The organism is Cellulomonas fimi (assembly GCF_028583725.1).
GTDB classification, from domain to species: Bacteria; Actinomycetota; Actinomycetes; order Actinomycetales; family Cellulomonadaceae; genus Cellulomonas; species Cellulomonas fimi_B.
Map to the genome: position 1 here is coordinate 226,536 of NZ_CP110680.1, position 21,525 is coordinate 248,060.

21 protein-coding genes are annotated in these 21,525 nt (G+C 75.7%); 14 read left to right on the forward strand and 7 right to left on the reverse strand.

Features of this window, described 5'->3' with window-relative positions; genetic code table 11:
• Window positions 1-166: 166 nt before the first annotated feature.
• Window positions 167-601, forward strand: a complete 435-nt coding sequence (locus OOT42_RS01045) for a VOC family protein (RefSeq protein ID WP_273653121.1) — start codon at window positions 167-169, stop codon at window positions 599-601.
• 47 nt (window positions 602-648) lie between these two features.
• Here OOT42_RS01045 and OOT42_RS01050 read toward each other — a convergent pair whose 3' ends face one another.
• Window positions 649-1,335 (reverse strand): Pr6Pr family membrane protein, encoded by a 687-nt coding sequence (locus tag OOT42_RS01050; protein WP_273653122.1) that lies wholly within the window; start codon window positions 1,333-1,335, stop codon window positions 649-651.
• 183 nt (window positions 1,336-1,518) lie between these two features.
• Window positions 1,519-1,905 carry a winged helix-turn-helix transcriptional regulator gene (locus OOT42_RS01055; protein ID WP_423775945.1) on the reverse strand — a complete coding sequence of 129 codons (387 nt, stop codon included), beginning with the start codon at window positions 1,903-1,905 and terminating at the stop codon, window positions 1,519-1,521.
• A gap of 114 nt (window positions 1,906-2,019) precedes the next feature.
• Between OOT42_RS01055 and OOT42_RS01060 the strand changes: the two genes are divergently transcribed.
• The 3 genes from OOT42_RS01060 (at window position 2,020) to OOT42_RS01070 (ending at window position 5,358) form a co-directional block, all read left to right on the forward strand.
• Complete coding sequence (locus OOT42_RS01060) at window positions 2,020-2,877, forward strand: SDR family oxidoreductase (protein ID WP_273653123.1); 858 nt, start codon at window positions 2,020-2,022, stop codon at window positions 2,875-2,877.
• Between the two features lie 181 nt (window positions 2,878-3,058).
• Window positions 3,059-4,147, forward strand: a complete 1,089-nt coding sequence (locus OOT42_RS01065) for a Gfo/Idh/MocA family protein (protein WP_273653124.1) — start codon at window positions 3,059-3,061, stop codon at window positions 4,145-4,147.
• Window positions 4,144-5,358, forward strand: a complete 1,215-nt coding sequence (locus OOT42_RS01070) for an FAD-dependent monooxygenase (protein ID WP_273653125.1) — start codon at window positions 4,144-4,146, stop codon at window positions 5,356-5,358. The genes OOT42_RS01065 and OOT42_RS01070 overlap by 4 nt, the downstream gene beginning before the upstream one ends.
• On the opposite strand, the gene OOT42_RS01075 is transcribed toward OOT42_RS01070, so the two are convergent.
• Together OOT42_RS01075 and OOT42_RS01080 are read right to left on the reverse strand one after the other, a co-directional pair.
• Window positions 5,355-6,080, reverse strand: coding sequence for a response regulator (locus OOT42_RS01075; protein WP_273653126.1), 726 nt, complete (start codon window positions 6,078-6,080; stop codon window positions 5,355-5,357). The genes OOT42_RS01070 and OOT42_RS01075 overlap by 4 nt on opposite strands.
• Window positions 6,077-7,558, reverse strand: a complete 1,482-nt coding sequence (locus OOT42_RS01080; protein ID WP_273653127.1) for a histidine kinase — start codon at window positions 7,556-7,558, stop codon at window positions 6,077-6,079. Before OOT42_RS01080 ends, OOT42_RS01075 begins: the two co-directional genes overlap by 4 nt.
• A 116-nt stretch (window positions 7,559-7,674) precedes the next feature.
• Here OOT42_RS01080 and OOT42_RS01085 point away from each other — a divergent pair, with 116 nt between their 5' ends.
• From OOT42_RS01085 to OOT42_RS01095, 3 genes are all read left to right on the forward strand, one after another.
• The gene (locus tag OOT42_RS01085; protein WP_273653128.1) at window positions 7,675-8,286 is read left to right on the forward strand and encodes a hypothetical protein; all 612 of its coding nucleotides are present in this window, start codon (window positions 7,675-7,677) and stop codon (window positions 8,284-8,286) included.
• 86 nt (window positions 8,287-8,372) lie between these two features.
• Window positions 8,373-9,356 (forward strand): TIGR03557 family F420-dependent LLM class oxidoreductase, encoded by a 984-nt coding sequence (locus OOT42_RS01090; protein ID WP_273653129.1) that lies wholly within the window; start codon window positions 8,373-8,375, stop codon window positions 9,354-9,356.
• A gap of 32 nt (window positions 9,357-9,388) precedes the next feature.
• Complete coding sequence (locus tag OOT42_RS01095; protein WP_273653130.1) at window positions 9,389-9,754, forward strand: hypothetical protein; 366 nt, start codon at window positions 9,389-9,391, stop codon at window positions 9,752-9,754.
• A gap of 117 nt (window positions 9,755-9,871) precedes the next feature.
• On the opposite strand, the gene OOT42_RS01100 is transcribed toward OOT42_RS01095, so the two are convergent.
• Together OOT42_RS01100 and OOT42_RS01105 are read right to left on the reverse strand one after the other, a co-directional pair.
• Window positions 9,872-10,960, reverse strand: coding sequence for an NYN domain-containing protein (locus OOT42_RS01100; RefSeq protein ID WP_273653131.1), 1,089 nt, complete (start codon window positions 10,958-10,960; stop codon window positions 9,872-9,874).
• Window positions 10,961-11,016: 56 nt separating this feature from the next.
• Window positions 11,017-11,436, reverse strand: a complete 420-nt coding sequence (locus OOT42_RS01105; protein ID WP_273653132.1) for an ATP-binding protein — start codon at window positions 11,434-11,436, stop codon at window positions 11,017-11,019.
• Between the two features lie 128 nt (window positions 11,437-11,564).
• Here OOT42_RS01105 and OOT42_RS01110 point away from each other — a divergent pair, with 128 nt between their 5' ends.
• The 7 genes from OOT42_RS01110 (at window position 11,565) to OOT42_RS01140 (ending at window position 20,368) form a co-directional block, all read left to right on the forward strand.
• Window positions 11,565-12,737, forward strand: coding sequence for a VIT1/CCC1 transporter family protein (locus OOT42_RS01110; RefSeq protein ID WP_273653133.1), 1,173 nt, complete (start codon window positions 11,565-11,567; stop codon window positions 12,735-12,737).
• Between the two features lie 116 nt (window positions 12,738-12,853).
• Window positions 12,854-13,705: an ABC transporter ATP-binding protein gene (locus OOT42_RS01115; RefSeq protein WP_273653134.1), complete on the forward strand. Its 852-nt coding sequence runs from the start codon at window positions 12,854-12,856 to the stop codon at window positions 13,703-13,705.
• A gap of 66 nt (window positions 13,706-13,771) precedes the next feature.
• Window positions 13,772-14,773: an ABC transporter substrate-binding protein gene (locus tag OOT42_RS01120; RefSeq protein ID WP_273653135.1), complete on the forward strand. Its 1,002-nt coding sequence runs from the start codon at window positions 13,772-13,774 to the stop codon at window positions 14,771-14,773.
• Window positions 14,770-16,896, forward strand: coding sequence for an iron ABC transporter permease (locus OOT42_RS01125; RefSeq protein ID WP_273653136.1), 2,127 nt, complete (start codon window positions 14,770-14,772; stop codon window positions 16,894-16,896). The genes OOT42_RS01120 and OOT42_RS01125 overlap by 4 nt, the downstream gene beginning before the upstream one ends.
• A 77-nt stretch (window positions 16,897-16,973) precedes the next feature.
• The gene (locus OOT42_RS01130; RefSeq protein ID WP_273653137.1) at window positions 16,974-17,939 is read left to right on the forward strand and encodes a siderophore-interacting protein; all 966 of its coding nucleotides are present in this window, start codon (window positions 16,974-16,976) and stop codon (window positions 17,937-17,939) included.
• 114 nt (window positions 17,940-18,053) lie between these two features.
• Window positions 18,054-18,923: an aldo/keto reductase gene (locus tag OOT42_RS01135; protein ID WP_273653138.1), complete on the forward strand. Its 870-nt coding sequence runs from the start codon at window positions 18,054-18,056 to the stop codon at window positions 18,921-18,923.
• A gap of 122 nt (window positions 18,924-19,045) precedes the next feature.
• Window positions 19,046-20,368 carry an FAD-binding oxidoreductase gene (locus tag OOT42_RS01140; protein WP_273653139.1) on the forward strand — a complete coding sequence of 441 codons (1,323 nt, stop codon included), beginning with the start codon at window positions 19,046-19,048 and terminating at the stop codon, window positions 20,366-20,368.
• A 37-nt stretch (window positions 20,369-20,405) separates the two neighbouring features.
• On the opposite strand, the gene OOT42_RS01145 is transcribed toward OOT42_RS01140, so the two are convergent.
• Window positions 20,406-21,446, reverse strand: a complete 1,041-nt coding sequence (locus OOT42_RS01145) for a zinc-dependent alcohol dehydrogenase family protein (RefSeq protein WP_273653140.1) — start codon at window positions 21,444-21,446, stop codon at window positions 20,406-20,408.
• Window positions 21,447-21,525: the final 79 nt, after the last annotated feature.

The window sequence follows — 21,525 nt, forward strand, 5'->3', positions numbered from 1 at the left end:
CCAACCACGCGGCCGTTCCTGTGCGTGGGCTGTGTGACCTGCTTCACACCGTGGTCGCGGAACCGCAGGTCCGCCGTTCACCCGTGCGCCGCCCGGGCGCCCTACCGACGTGTCGGTGGTCGGGTCCACGATGGCCCCGTCCGCACCGGATCGACGAGGAGTCCCCATGGCCGTGACCCTGAACCCGTATCTCAACTTCCGCACCGGGACGCGGGAGGTGATGGAGTTCTACCGGTCCGTGTTCGGCGGCGAGCTGAACGTCAGCACGTTCGCGGACTTCGGCGCAGCGCAGGACCCGTCGGAGGCCGACCTCGTGATGCACAGCCAGCTCACGACGCCCGACCTCACGCTCATGGCCGCGGACGTGCCGAGCCGCATGGAGCTCGCGTCCGGCTCCACCATCTCGGTCTCGCTCAGCGGCGACGACGACGCGAAGCTCCGCGGCTGGTACGACGCGCTGGCCGAGGGCGGGACCGTCCTCGAGCCGCTCACGGTCGCGCCGTGGGGTGACGCGTTCGGCATGGTCGTCGACAAGTTCGGCACCACGTGGCTGGTCAACATCGCCGGCTCGGGCTCGGGCTCGGACGCGGCGCCCGCCTGACGCGGCTCGGCCCGGGTCGGCGGGCCACCGGGCCGACCGGAACGTCGTCAGGCCTCGACCGGCGCGGGTTCGCCCGTCTCGACGGGCGTCCGCGGCCGGTCGGGGGCCGGGCGGCCGACGAGCGCGCGGGCCGGCAGCAGGCGGTCGATCCCGACGAGTGCGAGGCCGAGCACGTAGAAGCCGACGCCGTAGATCGCGACGTTGAGCGCGAGCCCGCCCCAGCCGAGCTCGCCGAGGTCGATGAACCCGTACGGGTAGCCCAGGTCCCACACGAGCCCGCGGACCGTCGCGAACACGCAGTACGCGAGCAGGTAGCCGAGCCAGTACGCCGCGTGCCGCAGCCGCAGCCGGCGGTGCGCGTCGAGGAGCACGAAGTCGAGGAACGCCGCGACCGGCGTGATCTCGTGCTCGATGGTCCCCGACGTCAGGCCGAACGCGACCGCGGGGGCGTCGGCGGCCTCGGGCGCCAGCACGAAGTACGAGATGAGGCCGGTGATCGCGAGGAACAGCGTGACGCCGCCCTTGAGCCACGCGGGCGGCTGCGGCCGGCCCAGCAGCGACGCGAAGCCGGCCCAGATCATCACGACCGCGAGCATCAGCCCGGCCTGGTTGGTGAAGTAGACGAGGCCGTCGAGGTCGCCGTCGAGCCAGATCTCGTGCGTCCCGATGAGGGCCAGCGTGGCGATCGCGAACCGTACGAGGGCGACCGGGACGTTGACGACGGAGAGGGACATGGTGCGGACCTTTCGACGACAGCGACGGTGCTGTGGACGGAACCTTCGCACCTCGGCCCGGGGCGGCGCACCCACCGCGCCGTGAGGGCGCCGCCGCGGCGGCGACGTCCGCCGAGGTGGGAGGGCCTGCGAGCGACGGACGGCACGGCCACGGACGCGGCGATGCCGCCCGCGACGCCGGGCTCAGCGGGCCGCCGCGCCGTCCCCGACGATCGCGTCGGCGTGGTCGGCGACCCACGCCATGAGCGGCAGCAGCCGCGCGACGAGCTCGTCGCCCAGCGGTGTGAGCGAGTAGTCGACGCGCGGCGGGACGGTGGCCGTGACCTCGCGGTGCACGAGGCCGTCGGCCTCGAGGGTCCGGAGCGTCTGGGCGAGCATCTTCTCGCTGATGCCCTCGACGACGCGGCGCAGCTCGCCCCACCGCATCGAGCGCTCGGAGAGGGCGACCAGCAGGAGGACGCCCCACTTGCTCGTCACGTGGTCGAGGAGCACCCTGCTCGGGCACGCGGACGCGAGAACCCCGTCCGTCATGAGCCGGTCCAGGACGCTGACCTCGTTGCTTACCGTCACGTCCGTACCTTACGACGAAGTGGGTACCTCCCGACGGGAAGGTGCCGCGACGGGCAGCGGTTGACGACGGCGACACACCCGCCGCCCGGCTGCCGGGCCACCGAGAGGACCACCATGTCGATCGTCGTCACCGGAGCCACCGGCCACCTCGGCCGCCTCGTCGTCGAGCACCTGCTCGACCGCGGCGTGCCCGCGCAGAACGTCGTCGCGACCGGCCGCTCCACCGACCGCCTGGCCGACCTCGCCGCGCGCGGCGTGCGCACGACCGTCGCCGACTTCGACGACCCCGCGACGCTGACTGCCGCGTTCGACGGCGCCGACGTCGTGCTGCTCGTGTCCGGCAGCGAGGTCGGCCGGCGCGTCCCGCAGCACACCCGCGCGATCGAGGCCGCCGCCGCGGCCGGGGTGGGCCGCGTCGTCTACACGAGCGCCCCGCACGCCGACACCACGCCGCTGCCGCTGGCCGTCGAGCACCGCGCCACCGAGGAGGTGCTGCGCGCGTCGGGTCTCACGTGGACGGTCCTGCGCAACAACTGGTACTCCGAGAACTACCTGCCCGTGCTGGAGCAGGCCGCGGCGACGGGTGTCGTCGTGTCGAGCACCGACGGCGGGCGGGTCGCCTCCGCGCCGCGCGACGACTACGCCGAGGCTGCCGCCGTCGTCCTGTCGACCGACGGGCACGACGGGCGTGTCTACGAGCTCAGCGGCGACGTCGCGTGGACGCACGACGAGCTCGCCGCGGCCGCCGCCGAGGCCCTGGGCCGGCCGGTCGAGCACCGCGCGGTGTCCCCGGAGGAGCACCGGGCGATCCTCGAGGGCGCCGGGCTCGACGCGGGCACGATCGGGTTCCTGCTCACGATGGACGAGGGCATCGCGCGCGGCGACCTCGCCGACGCGACCGCCGACCTGCGCACGCTCGTCGGCCGCCCGACCGTCCCGCTGGTCGACACCTTCCGCGCCGCCCGCGCCTGACGACCGGCACGCGCACCGACCGCTCGGCGTCGACGGAACCCGGTCGACCCGGGTCCGGGTACCGCGGACCGCGTCCGCGCGGTACCCAGACCCGGGTCGCGCGTCGGTGGCGGTCGGCGAGGCGGTGGGGGCGGGGGCCGGGTTAGCCTCGGGCCGTCCGGGTCGACGGAGAGGCGGGCGCATGGGCAACGGTGGACCGGTCACGTTCGGGGTCGTCGGGAGCGGGTGGCGCGCGGAGTTCTTCCTCCGTGCGGCGCGCCTCATGCCCGACCGGTTCCGGTGCGTCGGGGTCGTGACGCGGACCGCCGAGCGCGGCGCCGAGGTCGAGCGGGCGTGGCAGGTGCCGACGGTCCGCACGATCCCCGAGCTCGTCGCCGACCGGCCCGACTTCGTCGTCGTCTCCGTGCCGTGGCCCGTCACGCCCGAGGCGACGCGTGAGCTCGTCGGGCTGGGCGTCCCCGTGCTCGCCGAGACGCCGCCCGCGCCCGACGCCGACGGCCTGCGCGCGCTCTGGGCCGACGTGGGCGCGTCCGGGCTGGTGCAGGTCGCCGAGCACAGCCCGTCGATGCCGCAGCACCAGGCACGGATCGCGCTCGTCGACGAGGGGCTGGTCGGCACGCCGACGAGCGTGCAGATCTCGTCGACGCACCTGTACCACGCGGTCGGCCTGGTCCGGCGGCTCCTCGGGACGGGACGCGGCGAGGTCGACGTGCACGCCGTCTCGACGACGGCACCGCTGCTCGACCCGAGGAGCCGCGACGGCTGGACCGGCGAGACCGAGCCCCGCGACCGCTGGTCGATCCTCGCGACGCTCGACTTCGGGGGCGGGCGCACCGCGCTGTACGACTTCACCGAGAACCAGTGGCACAACCCGCTGCGCACCAACCGGATCGTCGTCCGCGGGTCGCACGGCGAGCTCGTCGACGACCGCCTGACGCGGTGGGTCGACGAGCGGACCGTCGTGACGTCGTCGCTGGTCCGCCGCATGTCGGGCGTCGAGCAGGACCTCGACGGCTTCGACCTCGAGCACGTGAGCCTCGACGGGCGCGTCCTGTACCGCAACCCGTTCGACGGCGCCCGGCTGGCCGACGACGACGTCGCCGCCGCGACCCTGCTCGCCGCCACCGGCGCGTGGGTGCGCGGCGACGGCCCGCCGCCGTACCCGCTCGCCGACGGCTGCCAGGACCATCTGCTCGGCCTCGCGATCGAGGAGTCGGCGCGCACCGGCCGGACCGTCCGGACAGCGCGGGAGGCGTGGGCGGACGCGTGAGCCGCGACGCGACCTCTCCGGACGCGCGGCAGGCCACCGCGGTCGTGCTCGGCGCGGGGATCGGGGGCCTGGCGGCAGCGGTCGGGCTCGCGCGGGCCGGCTGGGCCGTCACCGTCCTGGAGCGGGCGATCGCGCTCGAACCCGTCGGCGCCGGGATCGCCCTCGCCCCCAACGCGATCCGCGCGCTCGACGCGCTCGGCGTCGCCGACGAGGTCCGCGCGATGGCGGCGCTGCGCGGCGAGATCGGCATCCGGCGGGCCGACGGGCGCTGGCTCGTGCGCGCCGATGCGACCGCGGCGAGCGAGGCCCACGGGGAGGCGACGGTCGTCGTGCACCGTGCGCGGCTCGTCGACCTGCTGGTCCGGGCCCTGCCGGACGGCACGCTGCGCACCGGTGTCGAGGCGACCGTCGCCGACCCGGGCGACGCGAACCGCCCCGCACGGGTGCGTGTGCGCCGGGCGCCGACGGACGCCGGCGCCGACACGCTCGACGCCGACCTCGTCGTCGCCGCCGACGGGATCGACTCGCGCACCCGGGCCGCGCTGTTCCCGACGCACCCCGGGCCGGTCGCGACGGGAGTCGTCGCATGGCGGTTCGTCGTGCCCGAGCCGGACGGGCTCGTGCCCGCCGAGACGTGGGGTCGCGGGTCCGTCGTCGGCCTCGCACCGCTCGCCGACGGGCGCGTCTACGGGTACGCCACGGCGGTGCTGCCGCCGGGTGGTCGGTCCGACGACGAGGCCGCCGAGCTCCGGCGGCGGTTCGGGACGTGGCACGCGCCCATCCCGACGATCGTCGCCGGGCTGGAGTCGCGCGACGTCCTGCGGCACGACCTGCGGTGGCTCGCGACGCCGCTGCCGCGGTTCGACGTCGGCCGGGTCGCGTTCCTCGGCGACGCGGCGCACGCGATGACGCCGAACCTCGGCCAGGGCGGCTGTCAGGCGCTGGAGGACGCGGTCACGCTCGCCGTCCTGCTCGGGGCGCCCGACGCCTCGACCGTCCGGACCGCGCTGGCCGCGTACACCGCGGAGCGCCTGCCGCGGACCCGGCGGGTCCAGCGGATGTCCGCGCAGGTCGGCCGGCCGACGACGTGGACGGCACCCGCCGCGGTCGCCGTCCGGGACGCCCTCATGAGCGTCGTCGGGCGCCTCGCCGGCCCCCTGCTCGTGCGCCGCACGGCTCCGGTCGTCGGCTGGCGCCCCCCACGGGCCTAGTCGCGAACGACGCCGGCCTCGACGGCGACGATCGCCGCCTGCACGCGCGACGCGCAGCCGAGCTTGGCGAGCACGCGGCTGACGTGCGTCTTCGCGGTCGACTCCGTGATGACGAGCGCGGCGGCGACGTCCGCGTTCGACATCCCGGCGCCCAGGCACGCGAGCACGTCGCGCTCGCGGGCGGTGAGCGACGCGACCGCGTCGGCCTGCACCGGGTCGGACGGGACGTCGCGCACGGGGGCCGGTGCGGCGGCGACGAGGTCGGCGAGCAGCCGGCGCGTCACCTCGGGCGCGAGGACCCCGTCGCCGGCGGCGACCCGCTGCACGGCGTCGACGAGGGCGGCGGCGCCGGTCGTCTTGAGCAGGAACCCGACGGCGCCCGCGCGCAGCATCCCGAGGACGTACTCGTCGAGGTCGAACGTCGTGAGCGCCAGGACGTCGGCGAGCCCGTCGCGCGTGATGACGCGGGTCGCCTCGATGCCGTCGACGCCGGGCATCCGGACGTCCATGAGCACGACGTCGGGACGCAGCGCGCGGGCGTTCGCGATCGCGGCCGCGCCGTCGGCGGCCTCGCCGACGACCTCGATCCCGCCCTGCTCGAGCAGCAGCCGCAGCCCCGCGCGGATCGCGGCGTGGTCGTCGGCGAGCAGCACGGTCGGCGCACGCCCGGCCGCCGGCTCCCGGTGCGGCGCGCCGGGGGTGTGGTCCGCGTGGCCGCTCATCCGACCACCGTCGGGAGGTGCGCGTGCACCGTCCACGTGCCGTCGCGGGCTCCGGCGTCGAGCGTGCCGCCGAGCGCCTCGGCGCGCTCGCGCATCGTGAGCAGCCCGGTGCCGCCGTGCAGCGGCGGGGGGACGGCGCGGTCGCCCGTCGCGTTGGTCACGGTGACGTCGAGACCGGTGTCGCCGGCGGCGAGGACCACGCGCGCGACGGCGTCCGGTGCGTGCTTGGCGGCGTTCGTGAGGGCCTCCTGGACGATGCGGAACGCGGCGTGGTCGGTCGCGGCGGCGAGCCCGTCGGGCCGGGTGCCGGAGACCTCGACCTGCTGACCGGCGGCCTGCGCGGCGTGCACGAGGTCGTCGAGGCGGTCGAGGCCGGCGGGTGCGGTGACGGCGTCGGGACGGCCGCGGAGGACGACGATCATCGACCGCAGCTCGGCGAGCGCGTCGAGCGTGCCCGCCCGGACCGCCCGCAGCGCGGCACGGTCGGCCGCCTGGTCGGGGGGACCGGCGAGCGCCGCCTCGGCCCGGATCGCGACGGCGGACACGTGCCCGGCGACGACGTCGTGCAGGTCCCGGGCCGTGCGGGCGCGCTCCTCGCGGACGGCGGACTCGCGGTCGAGGTCGGCGATGCGTGCGAGGTCGTCGGCGTGCGCGCGCGCGAGCTCGGCGGCGGCCCGCTCGGCGTCGGCCCGTTGCCGCTCGGCCTCCGCCCGCCGGCCCTCGGCCTCCGCCCGCCGGCCCTCGGCCTCCGCCCGGTCGCGCTCGGCCTCCGCCCGGCGCCCCTCCGCGGCGGCGCGGTCCGACTCCAGCGCGGCGAGCTCGTCGCGGCGCCGCACGTCGTGGGCCCACCACAGCGGCGTGCCGTAGATCGCGACGGACTGGAGCAGGAGCAGGACGGCCTCGCGCGGCGGCGCACCGAGCGCGATCACCACGACGGGCGTGACGACGACGACGGCGACGACGGTGACGACGATCCGCCGGCGCACCGCCTCGCGGGTGAGGAGCGCGGCGGTGTAGAGGGCGTCGAACAGCGCGACGAGCGTCGCGACGCTGCCGCCGAGGACCGCGTCGAGCAGCGCGCACGCGGCCGCGACGAGCAGGACGCCGACGGGGTGGCGCCGCTTGACCACGAGCGCGGTCGACGCGACGACGAGCAGCACGACGTGCCACAGGCCGACCCGGTCGGCGACGACGTCGGGCACCCACGGCGCCGCCGCGCTCGCGACGCCCAGGCCGAGCAGCACGAGCCCGAACAGCAGCGTCGCCACGGCGGCCGTCCGGTCGTCCCACCAGCCGCGCGCCCGCACGGTCTGCACGAGCCGCGCGCCACGGTCCCACCAGCCCGTGCCGGGCGGGTCCGCCGCGGTCGGCGCGCGGACCGCGTGCCCCGGTCCGGTGGGCGCGTCGCCGGCACGGGCGGGACGGTCGGACGCCGCGTCGCGCACGGACCCGCGCACGCCGTCGGTCGCCTCGGTCATCCGCCCATCCCAGCACAGCGCCCCCCGACGGCCGTCGTCCGAAGGATGTACGGGCGCGCACGGGATCGGTCCTCCGCCCGACGCGACGCACCGCGGCCCGCGGCGAGGGTGACGGCATGGCCGAGCTGCTGGAGCTGATCCGTGAGAACCCCGTCGCCGCGCTCGTCGTGGCGTGCGAGGTGGCGTTCTGGGTGTTCCTCGTCGCCGCCGTCGTCGCGCGCTACGCGCTGCGGTGGCGTCGCACGTCGACCGTCCTGCTGCTGTGCGAGCCGCTGCTCGAGGTCGTGCTGCTCGTGGCGACCGTGGGCGACCTGCTGCGCGGCAGCGAGCCGACGTGGACGCACGGGCTCGCCGCGCTGTACCTCGGCTTCACCGCGGGGTTCGGGACGTACACGGTCCACAAGGTCGACGCGTGGGTGTCGTGGCGGTTCGCCGGCGGACCGCGCCCGCCGCAGGTGCCGAAGACGGGTGCGCCGGCGCGCGCGCACGAGTGGCGGATGTGGGGGCGCGTGGTCGTCGCGTGGGTCGTCGCCGCGGCCGTGCTCGGGGTGCTGCTGCTCATCGCGCAGGAGCCGGACCAGCGCGAGGTGCTGCTCGGGTGGCTGGGGCGCGCGACGCTCGTCCTCGTGATCTGGTTCGTCGCCGGGCCCGTCTGGACGGAGCTGTCCTCGCGCGGCCGCCCGGCCGACGAACCCGTCGACGCCCAGGAGCGCGCGGACGCCCGCTGAGCGTCGCGGGCGCCGACGGCCGGTGGGCGTCGCCTCGCGCGGCGCCCTGGGATGCGGTCGGGCGGGACCGGTGCGACGGTCGAACGATGACGCGATTCGGCTACACGCTCATGACCGAGCAGTCCGGCCCGAAGGAGCTCGTGCGGTACGCCGCCGCGGCCGAGGAGGTCGGCTTCGACTTCGAGGTGTCCAGCGACCACTACTTCCCGTGGCTCGACGCCCAGGGACACTCCGGCTACGCGTGGTCGACGCTGGGCGCGGTCGCGCAGGTGACGAGCCGCGTCGAGCTCATGACGTACGTGACGTGCCCGATCCTGCGGTACCACCCGGCCGTCGTCGCGCAGAAGGCGGCGACGCTCGGGGTGCTGTCCGACGGCCGGTTCACGCTCAACCTCGGCGCCGGGGAGAACCTCAACGAGCACGTCGTCGGCGAGCGCTGGCCCGCGGTCGGTGAGCGGCACGACATGCTCGAGGAGGCTGTGGAGATCATCCGCGAGCTCCTCACCGGCGAGCGCACGACCTACGACGGGGCCTACTTCCGGGTCGACTCCGCGCGCGTGTGGGACGTCCCGGACAGCCCGGTCGAGATCGGTGTCGCCGTCTCCGGCGACCAGTCGGTGTCGCGCTTCGCCCCGCTGGCCGACCACCTCGTCGCGGTCGAGCCCGACGGCGACCTCGTCGCGTCGTGGGACGCCGCCCGCCCGTCGGGGGCGCCGCTGTCGCGCAAGATCGGCCAGGTGCCGATCAGCTGGGACCCGTCGCAGGAGCGCGCGATCGAGCGTGCGCACGAGCAGTTCCGCTGGTTCGCGGGCGGGTGGAAGGTCAACGCCGACCTGCCGACGACCGAGGCGTTCGACGCCGCGAGCCAGTTCGTCCGGCCCGAGGACGTCGCCGAGCAGATCGCGTGCGGCCCCGACCTCGACGCGTGCGTCGAGTCGGTCCGCGCCTACTGGGAGGCCGGGTTCACCGACGTCGCGATCGTGCAGGTCGGCGACGAGAACCAGGCCGAGTTCCTCCAGAAGGCCGCCGGGCCGCTGCTGGAGAAGCTGCGCGCCGCGTCGACGGAGTGACCGCGGCACCACCGATGAGAGGAGCACCGACCATGGCCGTGACCGCCTTCCAGGACCTCCCGCTCGCCGACCGCGACCGTGCGTGGGACGGCGACGCCGCCGAGAAGCGCGTCCGCGCGTGGGCCGACGCGCAGGACGAGCCGAACGCGAAGTACCGCGACGCGCACGTCTGGTACGACGCCGACGCGAAGGAGAACTTCACCGCGTACAAGCTGCTCATCGCCGACGTGGTCGACGGCCGCCTGCGCGCGGTCCCGCGCGGGGTGTTCGCCGCCGCCGCCGTCATGCAGGGCTCGCGGGGCGGCGTCGACCTGCCGGACAAGGACCGCGACCGCGTGAAGAGCCACCTGGCGAAGTACTACGCGAAGCTCGACGAGACCCCGCCCTGGGACGACTGACCCGCCGAGGCCCACCGCCGAGCGCAACATGAACGGCGTTCCCGTGATGCGGAACGGCGTTCATGTTGCGTTCGACGGCGGCAGGGGGCCGGACCGCCCGGGCGATCCGTCGAGGGGTCAGTAGCCCGGGCGGAGGCGGACGCGGGGCTGGTTGTCGGCCGACCGCGACGACTCGACGATGCTCGGGCGGTCGGCGACGAAGTCCCCGAACGACCGGTACCCGAGCGACCGCTCGCTGAACGCCGGGTCCATGCGGGTCATCTGGTTCTTGAGCTCGCCGAACGACACCCACTCGTCGTCGGGCTTCTTGGTGCGGACCAGCCGCATCGCGCGCATGAGCAGCTGCGTGGCGGCCCGGTGGGCGGCCTTGCCGCTGCGCGCGGCCGGGCGGTCGGCGGACTCCACGGCGTCCGCGTCGTCCGCCGTGCGTGCCGTGCCGGTCGACGCCGGCGCCGTCGTCGCGTCGTCGGGCGACTCCGCGCCGCCGGCCCCGGACCCGGCGCGCCCACCCTTGCCGTTCCCGCGCCCGCCCGTCCCGGCAGGGCGGTCCACGGCGGTGGGGCCGGTCGTGGCCTGGTCGGCTCCCGACCGGTCGGCGGCGTCCTCCACGGCCTCGTCGTCCGCGTCGTCGGCGGCGGACGTCTCCAGCAGGTCGTCGTAGTCGGCGAACTCGTCGCACGCGGCCATGAGCGCGCGTGACGTCGCACCCGCGACACCGATCCCGACGACGTACCGGCCGAGGCGCTTGGCGCGCTGCGCGAGCGCGACGTAGTCGGAGTCCCCGGCGACGACGACGACGTGGGTGACGTCGGGCAGGCGGAACAGGTCCTCGACGACGTCCACGGCGAGCCGGATGTCGGCGCCGTTCTTGAGCCCGGCGGTCACCGGGAAGAGCTGCGTGAGGTCGACGGCGCGGTCGACGAGCTGGCGCTGGTAGGCGGCGTTCGCGGGCACGGACCAGTCGGCGTAGGCGCGGCTCACGACGACGGACCCGAAGGACGACGCGTAGTCGAGGATCGCGCCGACGTCGACGCGCGCCTGCGCGAGCCGCTGCGCGACGGGGTCGTCGGCGCGGGCGTCCATGCGGTGCTCGCGGGCGCTGTCGCGGTACCAGTCGCCGCGGCGGAAGGTCTGGTCGTAGCGCGAGATGACGATGTTGTCGAAGTCGACGTACACGGCGACGCGGGCGGTGGTGGTCTCCGGCATGCGGCCCATCCTGGCCCGTGCGGGGCGGCCGTGCGGTCCGAACCCGCCCTGCGGCGTCAGGCCGGCGGCGAGAACCGCGCGAGGTCGGCGGGGACGTCGTCGTGCCGGAGCTCGAACCAGACCGCCTTGACGGCGACGCCGTCGTCCTCGGAGGCCGTGCCCCAGCTCGACGACAGCCGGTCGATGAACATGACGCCGCGACCGCCGAGCGCGGTGGGCGGCGGGTTGCGCAGGACGGGCTCCTCGCGGGCGCCGTCGGTGACCTCGACGCGGGTGCGGACGTCGTCGACGTCGACGCGGAGCGTCACGGGCGGGTCGGCGTGGGCGACGGCGTTCGTCACCAGCTCGCTGACCAGCAGGACGAGCACCTCGAGGCGGGCCGGCTCGACGCCGGCCTCGAGCAGACGCTCGCGCGCCCACCGGCGCGCCGGCGCGACCGCGGAGAGCGCGGGGGCGACGGACGTCTCGGCGCGCATACGGGGCCTCCTGCTCGACCTCGTCCGGGGGGCTGATGTGGGGGACTCCGCCACGGTTGTGCACATCCGGCGATTCGGCAACTCGAACTCGCCCGACGGGACGCTCCGGCACCCGGACGCGTGTGAGCATGGTCGCCGTGGTCCCTGTCGCTCCTCCCGCCGCGCCGCGCCCGTCGTCCCGCCAGGTGCGTAGGTGGCGGCGCTACCTCGCGGACGAGCGCGCCGAGGCGGCGGTGTACCGGGACCTGGCGTCACGTCGGTCCGGCGAGGAGCGCGTGATCCTGCTCGCGCTCGCGGAGGCGGAGCGACGGCACGAGCAGCACTGGCTGGACCTGCTGGGTGACGACGTGGGCCGGCCGCTCCAGGGCGACGTGCGCACGCGCGTGCTGGGCTGGCTGGCCCGGAGGTTCGGGTCGGTGTTCGTCCTGGCGCTCGCGCAGCGGGCGGAGGCGCGCTCGGAGTACGCGGACGAGGCCGACGCGACGCCGCGGATGGCCGCCGACGAGCGGATCCACGAGGAGGTCGTGCGCGGTCTGGCGACGCGGGGCCGCAACCGGATGTCGGGCACGTTCCGCGCGGCGGTGTTCGGTGCGAACGACGGCCTGGTGAGCAACCTGGCGCTGGTGCTGGGCATCGGCGCGAGCGGTGCGTCGCAGGCGACGGTGCTGCTCACGGGCCTCGCGGGGCTGCTCGCGGGTGCGCTGTCGATGGGCGCGGGCGAGTACGTGTCGGTCCGGTCGCAGCGCGAGCTGCTGGAGGCGTCGCGGCCCGGCCGGCACGCGGCCGAGGCGCTGCCGCACCTCGACGTCGACGCGAACGAGCTCGCGCTCGTCTACCGGGCGCGCGGGCTGGACGCGGACGAGGCGCAGGCGCGGGCGACGCAGGTGCTCGCGGCGTTCGGGCCGGGCGGCTCGCGCACGGAGGCGGTGACCGGGGTGCCCGCGGTCGCGCGCGAGGCGCTCGCGGTCGCGGCGGGCGAGGGCGACGAGGACGCGCTGGTCGAGGTCGACGAGCACGAGACGGTCGGCACGGCGATGGGCGCCGCGGTGGCGAGCTTCTGCTTCTTCGCGTCGGGTGCGGCGATCCCGGTGCTGCCGTACGTGTTCGGCGCCGACGGGCTGGTCGCGGTCGCGTGGGCGGCGGCGCTCGTCGGTCTCGCGCTGCTGGGGACGGGCGCGACCGTCGGCGTGCTGTCGGGGGCGTCGCCGGGCAAGCGGGCGCTGCGGCAGCTCGCGATCGGCTTCGGGGCGGCCGCGGTGACGTACGCGCTGGGTCTGGCGTTCGGGACGTCGGTCGCCTGAGCCTGCCCCTCGCCGGGAGCCTCCACGATCTGACGCCGGGTCGCTCGTCACCGAGCGCCGCCCGGTGCGTGGGACAGGTTTGGCAATCCTTAGTTAGTTGAGGCTAACCTGCGCGTGTGCCCACGACGAGCCCGTCCGACGACGCCACCGCCGCGCCCGGGGTGCCCGCGCTCCGCGGCCACGACCTGCGCCTGGCGTACCACGGCACGGTCGTCGTCGAGCGCGCGGGCCTGCGCCTGCTGCCCGGCGAGGTCACCGCGCTGATCGGCCCCAACGGGTCCGGCAAGTCGACGCTGCTGCGCGCGCTCGCACGGCTGCACAAGCCCGAGGCCGGCACGATCGCCCTGCCCGACGTCGAGGACGCCCGCACGCTGTCGGCGCAGCACTTCGCGCGACGCGTCACGCTGCTCTCGCAGTCGCGGCCCACGCCGTCGGGCGTCTGCGTCCGCGACGTCGTCGGCTACGGCCGCCACCCGTACCGCGGCCGCTGGCGGCAGGACGACCCCGACGGCCCGCGCGCGATCGCGTGGGCGATGGACGTCACCGGCACCACGGACATGGCCGCCCGCCCGGTCGACGAGCTGTCCGGCGGCGAGCTGCAGCGCGTCTGGCTCGCGACGTGCCTCGCGCAGGACACGCGCGTCCTGCTGCTCGACGAGCCGACGACCTACCTGGACCTGCGCTACCAGGTCGAGATCCTCGACCTCGTCCGCGACCTCGCCGACGAGCACGGCGTGGCCGTCGGCGTCGTGCTGCACGACCTCGACCAGGCCGCCGCAGTCGCCGACCACGTGGTGCTGCTGCGCCGCGGCGAGGTCGTCGGCGCGGGCCTCCCGCACGAGGTGCTGACCGCCGACGCGCTCACCGAGACCTACGGCATCCGCATCGACGTGACCGTCGACGACCAGGGCCGCGTCCGCACGCGCCCCGTCGGCCGGCACACGCACCGCAGCCTCACCCCCGCCTGACCCGACCGACCGCCTGACACCGCGCCCCGCCCCCGTGGGGCGCACCACCACCACCCGAGGAATCCCATGCGAACCCTGCGCGCCCTGCCCGCCGCCGTCGTGACGGGCACCGTCGCCGCCCTGCTGCTGACCGCCTGCGGCACCACCGAGGAGCCCGCCGAGGCCGCCGAGCCCGGCACGACCGAGGCGGCCGGTGGCCCGGTCACGATCACCGACGACCGCGGCGAGGAGGTCACGCTCGACGCCCCCGCGACGGACGTCGTCTCGCTCGAGTGGGGCCTCACGGAGAACCTGCTGACGCTCGGCGTCACGCCCGTCGGCCAGGCCGACGTGAAGGGCTACAACACGTGGGACACGGTCGTGCCGCTCGACGCGTCGGTCGCCGACGTCGGCATGCGCGGCGAGCCGAGCCTCGACGCGATCGCCGCGCTCGACGCCGACCTCGTCGTCACGACGACGGACCTCCCGGAGGAGGTCATCGCGCAGATCGAGGAGACCGCCCCGGTCATCGCGCTGCGCGGCTCGGACGCGAGCGACCCGATCGGCCACATGGAGCGGACGATCACGGTCCTCGGCCAGGCCACGGGCACCGAGGACGAGGCGGAGAAGGCGCTCGACGAGTTCGACGCCGCGGTCGCCGACGCCAAGGCCGAGCTCGCGGACGCCGACCTCGCCGGCGCGAAGGTCGCGATGGCCGACGGCTGGCTGTCCGACGGCGCCGTCTCGATCCGCGCCTACACCGAGGGCTCCTACCTCGGCGGCATCGCGCAGCTCCTGGGTCTCGAGAACGCGTGGTCCGTCGAGGGCGACCCCGACTACGGCCTCGGCGGTACCGACGTCGAGGGTCTGACGACGCTCGGCGAGGGCGTGCACTTCCTGTACGTGGCGAACGACACCGACGGCGGCGACGCGTTCACCGAGGGCCTCGGCACGAACCCGATCTGGCAGCAGCTGCCGTTCGTCGTCGCGGGCGACGTGCACCGCCTGCCCGACGGCATCTGGATGTTCGGCGGTCCCGCCTCGGGTGAGGCGTGGATCGACGCGACGGTGGGCGCGCTGACGAAGTGAGCCTCGGTCTCGACGAGCAGGTCGACGCACCGGCGGGCACGCGCCCGGGCCGGGGCGGCGCGACGGGGACCCCCGCCGTGCCGCTCCGCGCCGCGGCGCTCCCGCTGGTGGGGGTGTTCACCGCGGCGGTCGTCCTCGTGGCGGCGCTCGCGGTGCTCGACCTGACCCTGGGCACCTCCGACGTGGGGGCCCGGGACCTGTGGCAGCTGTTGTGGGGCGCGAGCGACGACCAGACCCTCGCGGTCCTCGTCGCGTCGCGCGCCCCGCGGGTGCTCGCCGGTCTGCTCGTCGGGGCCGCGCTCGGTGTCTCGGGAGGCGTGCTCCAGTCGGTGGCGCGCAACCCGCTCGCGTCGCCGGACACGCTCGCCGTCAACGCGGGCGCGTACGTCACGGTCGTCCTGGCGGCCGTCCTCGGGATCTCCCTGCCGTTCGTGCTGAGCGGCGCCCTGACGTTCGTCGGCGGCCTCGCGGCGGCGGCGTTCGTGCTCGCGATCGCGCGCGGCGGTGCCGCCGGCCCGTCGCGCCTGGTCCTCGCCGGGTCGGCGACGATGCTCGCGCTGTCCTCGATCACGTACCTGCTGATGCTGCTGTTCGAGCAGGAGACGCAGGGCATGTTCGCGTGGGGCGAGGGCACGATCGTGCAGTCCGGCACGCAGAAGGTCGCGCAGGCGGCGCCCGTCGTGCTCGTCACGATCGTTGTGCTCGTCGCCTGGGCGCGGCGGCTCGACGTCCTCGCGCTCGGCGACGACACCGCGTCCGTGCTGGGCCTCGACGTGCGGCGCACGCGCGTCGTCGCGGTGCTGCTCGCGGTCCTGCTCGCGGCGCTCGCCGTGACGGTCGCGGGGCCCGTCGGGTTCGTCGGGCTGTCGGCGCCCGTCATCGCGCGGCTCGTCGCGTCGCGCGTCCCCGGTCTGTTCCGGCACCGCCTGCTGCTGCCGTTCGCGGCGCTCGCCGGGTGCGCGGTCGTGCTGGCCGCCGACGTGCTGATCCGCGCGCTGGTGCCCGCCCGGGCGGGCGTGATGATCCCGACGGGCGTCGTCACGACCCTGCTCGGGGCGTCGCTCATGGTGTGGCTCGCGCGCCGGCTGCGGGCGTCCGGGCCCGTGCGGGTCACGGCGTCGGTCGGGGCGCGGGCCGCGTCGCGGACGCGCGTGGGCGTCGTCGTCGGGCTGCTCGTCGTCCTCGTCGTCGGCCTGCTCGTCGCCGGTCTGCTGCTCGGTGACCGCCTGCTGCTCACGGGCGACGTCGCGAACTGGCTCGCCGGGACCAGCGGACGGCAGGTGTCGTTCGTGCTCGACCAGCGCGTGCCGCGCGTGCTCGCGGCGCTGCTCGCCGGTGCCGCGCTGGGCCTCGCCGGGACGTCGGTGCAGGCCGTCGCGCGCAACCCGCTCGCCGAACCGGGCCTGCTCGGCATCACGGGCGGTGCGGGCGTCGGCGCGGTGCTCGCGACCGTCCTGCTGCCGGGGACCTCGGTGTGGGGCGTGTCCGTCGGCGCGGTGCTCGGCGCCGGGCTGACGTTCTCGCTCGTCTACGGCCTGTCGTCGCGGCGGGGGCTCAGCTCCGACCGGCTCGTGCTCGTCGGCATCGGCGTCTCCGCCGCGGCCTCCTCGATCATCACGCTGCTCGTCGTGCTCACGAGCCCGTGGAACACGACCATGGCCCTCACGTTCCTGTCCGGCTCGACGTACGGGCGGACCGCCGCGCAGGTGTGGCCCGTCGCGGTCGCGCTCGTCGTGCTCGCGCCGCTGCTGGTGCGCTGGCGGCGGGACCTCGACGTCATCGCGCTCGACGACGACGTGCCGCGCGTGCTCGGCGTCCCCCTGGAGCAGACGCGTCTGGGGCTGCTCGTCGTGACCGCGCTGCTCACGGCCGTCGCCGTGTCGGCCGTCGGCGTCGTCGGGTTCATCGGGCTCGTCGCGCCGCACCTGGCGCGCGCGCTCGTCGGGTCGTCGCACGCGCGCGTCGTCCCCGTCGCGGCGCTGCTCGGCGCGGTCGTGCTGAGCGCCGCGGACACCGTCGGGAGGACCGTCATCGCGCCCGCGCAGATCCCCGCGGGCCTGGTGGCGGCACTGATCGGCGCCCCGTACTTCGTCTACCTGCTGTGGCGCAGCCGCCGCGCCTGACGCCGCGCGCGGGCCGGGTGTCCATGTGACGAACACCCGGGTTTAGGCAAGCCTCACCTTCGCGTAGGGTGGCCGACGTGACGACGACCACGACGACGGAGACCACCGCCGCCGCGACCGACGCGCTGCCGTTCCGCATGTTCGCGGTCCAGGTCGCGGACGTGCAGCGCCTGTGCCCCAGCGTCCTGCGGATCACCTTCAGCGGCGACGACCTCGACCGCTTCGCGGACAACGGGTTCGACCAGCGCATCAAGTTCTTCCTGCCGCTGCGCGACGCGGGCTACGACGAGCTGCTCTCGCTCGACGGCTCCGCCGACTGGTACGGCCGCTGGCGCGCGCTGCCCGACGAGCGCCGCCACACCGTCCGCACGTACACCGCGCGCGCCGTCCGCCAGCACCGTCGCGAGCTCGACGTCGACGTCGTGCTGCACGGCGACCTCGGCCCCGCCTCCCGCTGGGCGGGCTCCGCCGCCCCCGGCGACGAGCTCGTCATCCTCGGCCCCAACGCCGACGCGGTCGGCCCGCACGGCGGCGTCGACTTCGTGCCCCCGGCCCGCACCGACCGCCTGCTCATCGCGGGCGACGAGACCGCGCTGCCCGCCATCGCCGGCATCCTCGAGCGCCTGCCCGCCGACGCGCGCGGCGAGGCCATCATCGAGATGCCGCACCCCGAGGACCGCCTCGACCTCGTCGCGCCCGAGGGCGTGACCGTCCGCTGGTACGGCCGCGGCGACAACCCGCACGGCTCGCTCCTCGTCCCCGCGGTCCAGGCCGCGTGCGCCCGCATGCTGCCCGGCCAGGCGCCCGCGCCCGACGTCGACCTCGAGGACGTCGACGTCGACGAGGGCATCCTGTGGGAGGTGCCCGTCGACTGGACGACCGGCGAGCCCCTCGCGACCGAGGCGCACCTGTACGCGTGGCTCGCGGGCGAGGCCGCCGTCATCAAGACGCTGCGCCGCCACCTCGTGTCCGAGTGCGGCGTCGACCGCAAGGCCGTCGCCTTCATGGGCTACTGGCGCGAGGGCCGCTCCGAGGCGAGCTGACGCGTCGCCGCCGCCGCAGCAGGCGGCGGGCCGGTGCGGCGGCGGGGGTCGTGCGACCGACCTAGGCTCGGACCCGGGCGATCCGCCCGACCGACTCCCGAGGGAAGACGACTCATGCAGACTCGCAGCATCGGTGACCGCCAGGTGAGCGCGATCGGCCTCGGCGGCATGCCGATGTCGATCGAGGGCCGGCCCGACGAGGCCCGGTCGATCGCCACGATCCACGCGGCGCTCGACGCGGGCGTGACCCTCATCGACACGGCGGACTCCTACCACCGCGACGCGGGCGAGGTCGGGCACAACGAGGAGCTCATCGCGAAGGCGTTGCGGTCCTTCGGGCGTGACACGTCGGACGTCCTCGTCGCGACCAAGGGCGGCCACCTGCGCCCCGGGGACGGCTCGTGGACCCAGAACGGTGACCCCGACTACCTCAAGGCGGCCGCCAAGGCGTCCGCGCAGCGGCTCGGCGTCGACGCGATCGGCCTGTACCAGTTCCACCGCCCCGACCCGTCGGTGCCCTACGCCGACTCGGTGGGGGCGGTCCGCGACCTGCTCGACGAGGGCGTCGTCCAGATGGCCGGGATCTCGAACGCGAACCCGGAGCAGATCCGTGAGGCGCAGGACATCCTCGGCGGTCGGCTGGTGAGCGTGCAGAACCAGTTCTCGCCCCGGTTCCGCTCGTCGCTGCCCGAGCTGGAGCTGTGCGCCGAGCTCGGCATCGCCTTCCTGCCGTGGAGCCCTCTCGGTGGCATCTCCCTGGCGCGGTCCGGCGAGCTGGGCGCGGAGTTCGCGCCGTTCGTCGACATCGCGGCCGACCACGGGGTCTCGCCGTTCCAGGTCACGCTCGCGTGGGAGCTCGCACTCGCGCCGGTCGTCATCCCCATCCCGGGGTCGTCGCGACCGGAGTCGATCCAGGACTCGGCCGCGGCCGCCTCCCTGACCCTCACCGCCGACGAGGTCGCCCGGCTGTCCGCCGCCGCGTGAGCGCCTGACGCGCGTGTGACGGTCGCGCTCGTCGCTCACGCCGACCGGTTCTGGCGGTCGCTGCGCGATCCGTGGCGGTCACCCCCTTGGCAGGGCCGTCCCGCGCTCGGGAGAGTCGGGTCATGTCCGAGACTCGAGAGCTGCCGGCCGCGTTCGACGGTCAGGTCCTGGTCGCCGGCGACCCGGGGTACGACGAGGCGCGCGCGGTGTGGAACGGCGCGGTCGACCGGCGGCCGCGGTACGTCGTGCGGTGCGCGGGCGTGGCCGACGTCCAGCGCGCGGTCCGGGTGGCGCGCGACCTGGGCCTCACGCTGGGCATCCGCGGCGGCGGGCACAGCGCGGCCGGGTGGGCGGTGCCCGACGACGGGCTGATGATCGACCTGTCGGGGATGCGGGAGGTCACGGTCGACCCCGCCGCCCGCACGGCGCAGGTGCAGGGCGGCGCGCTCCTCGGGTCGCTCGACGCGGCGACGCAGCCGTTCGGGCTCGCGACGACCGCGGGCATCGTGTCGCACACCGGGATCGGCGGCCTCGCGCTCGGCGGCGGTGTGGGCTGGCTCGCGCGCCAGGTCGGCCTCACGTGCGACAACGCGCTCGGGTTCGAGGTCGTGACCGCCCAGGGGGAGGTCGTGCGAGCGACCGCCGACGAGAACCCCGACCTGTTCTGGGGGCTGCGCGGCGGGGGCGGCAACTTCGGCGTCGTCACGCGCTTCGACCTCGCGCTGCACGACGTCGGCACACAGGCGCTCGTGGCGGAGGTGGACCTCGACCCGGAGCACGCCCTCGACGCGCTGCGGACCTGGACGGCGCGGGCGTCGGACGCGCCGCGTGCCGCGACGCTGTACGCGGAGATCGTCGCCGGGGGTCCGCTCACGCTGGGGTTCGTCCGGGTCGGGGACCCCGCGGGAGCCGAGGGGCTCGTCGCGGAGCTCGACCACCTCGGGACGCCGCTCGCCCGACGCGTCGAACCGCGGTCGTACCTCGAGGTGCAGAGCCAGTCGGACGCGCCGACGGCGCACGGCTTCCGCCGCTACGCGAAGAGCCACTACGTCCGCGGTCTGCCGGACGCGGGTCTGGAGGCGTTCCTGGCGCACGTCGACGCCGGTGTCGGTGCGGCCAGCCTCGTCTCCTACGGCGGCGCGATCGCCGACGTCGACGCCGACGCGACCGCGTTCGTGCACCGCGACGTGGAGCTCGAGTACGACGTCGGTGCCCGCTGGGAGGACGCCGCGGACGACGAGCGCATCGTCGCGTCGTGCCGCGGGCTGGCGGCGGGGCTCGAGCCGTGGAGCAGCGGCGTCTACGTCAACGCGCTCGCCGACGAGGGCAGTGCGGGGGTCCGGCGGGCGTACGGCGACGCCACCTACGCCCGGCTGCGTCAGGTGAAGTCGGCCTGGGACCCCGAGAACGTCTTCCGGCTCAACCAGAACATCCCGCCGGCCTGACGTCGCTGACGTCGCCCGAGGGGCGCGCGACGGCTCGTCACCGGGTCGGGTCGACGACGGTGACCCCGGCGACGACCGCGCTGTCGAAGCGGGGCAGGAGCGTCGCGGCCTCGGCGAGGCCGACGGTCCGCTCGACCAGGAGCCCCGGCCGGAGCACGTCGCGCTCGACGAGGTCCATCATCCCGGGGTAGTCGACCGCCGCCATCCCGTGGCTGCCGAGCAGGTCCAGCTCCCAGCCGATGACGCGCGACATGGGGACGCGCGGGTGCCCGTCGACCGGCGGCAGGAGCCCGACCTGGACGTGCCGGCCGCGCCGGCGCAGGCTGAGGATCGCGTCGGCGCAGGTCTGCTCGCTGCCGACCGCGTCGACCGTCACGTGGCTCCCGCCTCCGGTGATCTCGACGACCGCCGCCGGGACGTCGGCGGACCCGGCCTGGATCACGTGGTCCGCTCCGAGGCGGGAGGCCGCGGCGAGCGCCTCGGGGTTGCGGTCGACGGCGACGACGCGAGCCCCCAGGGCGCGCGCGATCATCACGGTGCTGAGGCCGACGCCGCCGGCGCCGTAGACGGTGACCCACTCACCCTCGGCGACGCGCGCGCGGGCCACGAGCGCCCGGTACGCCGTCGCGAATCGGCACCCCAGGCTCGCGGCCGTCACGAAGTCGACGCCGTCCGGCAGGGCGACGAGGTTGGTGTCGGCGGCGTGCAGCGCCACCCGCTCGGCGAACGAGCCGCAGTGCGTGAAGCCGGGCTGCTGCTGCCGGGGGCAGACCTGCGCGTCGCCGGCGAGGCACCACTCGCACGTCCCGCAGCCGCACACGAACGGCACCGTCACGCGGTCGCCGACCTGCCAGCGCCGCACCTCGGGCCCGACCTCGACGACGACGCCCGCGAGCTCGTGACCGGGGACGTGCGGGAAGGTCACGTCGTCGTCGTGGCCCGCCCAGGCGTGCCAGTCGCTCCGGCAGACGCCCGTCGCCCGCACCTCGACCACCACGCCCGCGGGCGGGGCGGTGGGGGCGGGCACCTCCCGCACCTCCGGCGGGGACCCGACGACATCGATCATCACGGCACGCACCGGGGCATCGTGCCACCCGTGCCGGGCACGCGCGGACGGCGGCTGTGGAGCCGTGACGCCTGCCAGCGGTCTGCGCGCG

Coding starts and splice junctions, on each gene's coding strand:
- OOT42_RS01045 (WP_273653121.1), top strand. CDS start 167: ATGGCCGTGACCCTGAACCCGTATCTCAACTTCCGCACCGGGACGCGG.
- OOT42_RS01050 (WP_273653122.1), bottom strand. CDS start 1,335: ATGTCCCTCTCCGTCGTCAACGTCCCGGTCGCCCTCGTACGGTTCGCG.
- OOT42_RS01060 (WP_273653123.1), top strand. CDS start 2,020: ATGTCGATCGTCGTCACCGGAGCCACCGGCCACCTCGGCCGCCTCGTC.
- OOT42_RS01065 (WP_273653124.1), top strand. CDS start 3,059: ATGGGCAACGGTGGACCGGTCACGTTCGGGGTCGTCGGGAGCGGGTGG.
- OOT42_RS01075 (WP_273653126.1), bottom strand. CDS start 6,080: ATGAGCGGCCACGCGGACCACACCCCCGGCGCGCCGCACCGGGAGCCG.
- OOT42_RS01080 (WP_273653127.1), bottom strand. CDS start 7,558: ATGACCGAGGCGACCGACGGCGTGCGCGGGTCCGTGCGCGACGCGGCG.
- OOT42_RS01085 (WP_273653128.1), top strand. CDS start 7,675: ATGGCCGAGCTGCTGGAGCTGATCCGTGAGAACCCCGTCGCCGCGCTC.
- OOT42_RS01090 (WP_273653129.1), top strand. CDS start 8,373: ATGACGCGATTCGGCTACACGCTCATGACCGAGCAGTCCGGCCCGAAG.
- OOT42_RS01095 (WP_273653130.1), top strand. CDS start 9,389: ATGGCCGTGACCGCCTTCCAGGACCTCCCGCTCGCCGACCGCGACCGT.
- OOT42_RS01100 (WP_273653131.1), bottom strand. CDS start 10,960: ATGCCGGAGACCACCACCGCCCGCGTCGCCGTGTACGTCGACTTCGAC.
- OOT42_RS01105 (WP_273653132.1), bottom strand. CDS start 11,436: ATGCGCGCCGAGACGTCCGTCGCCCCCGCGCTCTCCGCGGTCGCGCCG.
- OOT42_RS01110 (WP_273653133.1), top strand. CDS start 11,565: ATGGTCGCCGTGGTCCCTGTCGCTCCTCCCGCCGCGCCGCGCCCGTCG.
- OOT42_RS01120 (WP_273653135.1), top strand. CDS start 13,772: ATGCGAACCCTGCGCGCCCTGCCCGCCGCCGTCGTGACGGGCACCGTC.
- OOT42_RS01135 (WP_273653138.1), top strand. CDS start 18,054: ATGCAGACTCGCAGCATCGGTGACCGCCAGGTGAGCGCGATCGGCCTC.
- OOT42_RS01140 (WP_273653139.1), top strand. CDS start 19,046: ATGTCCGAGACTCGAGAGCTGCCGGCCGCGTTCGACGGTCAGGTCCTG.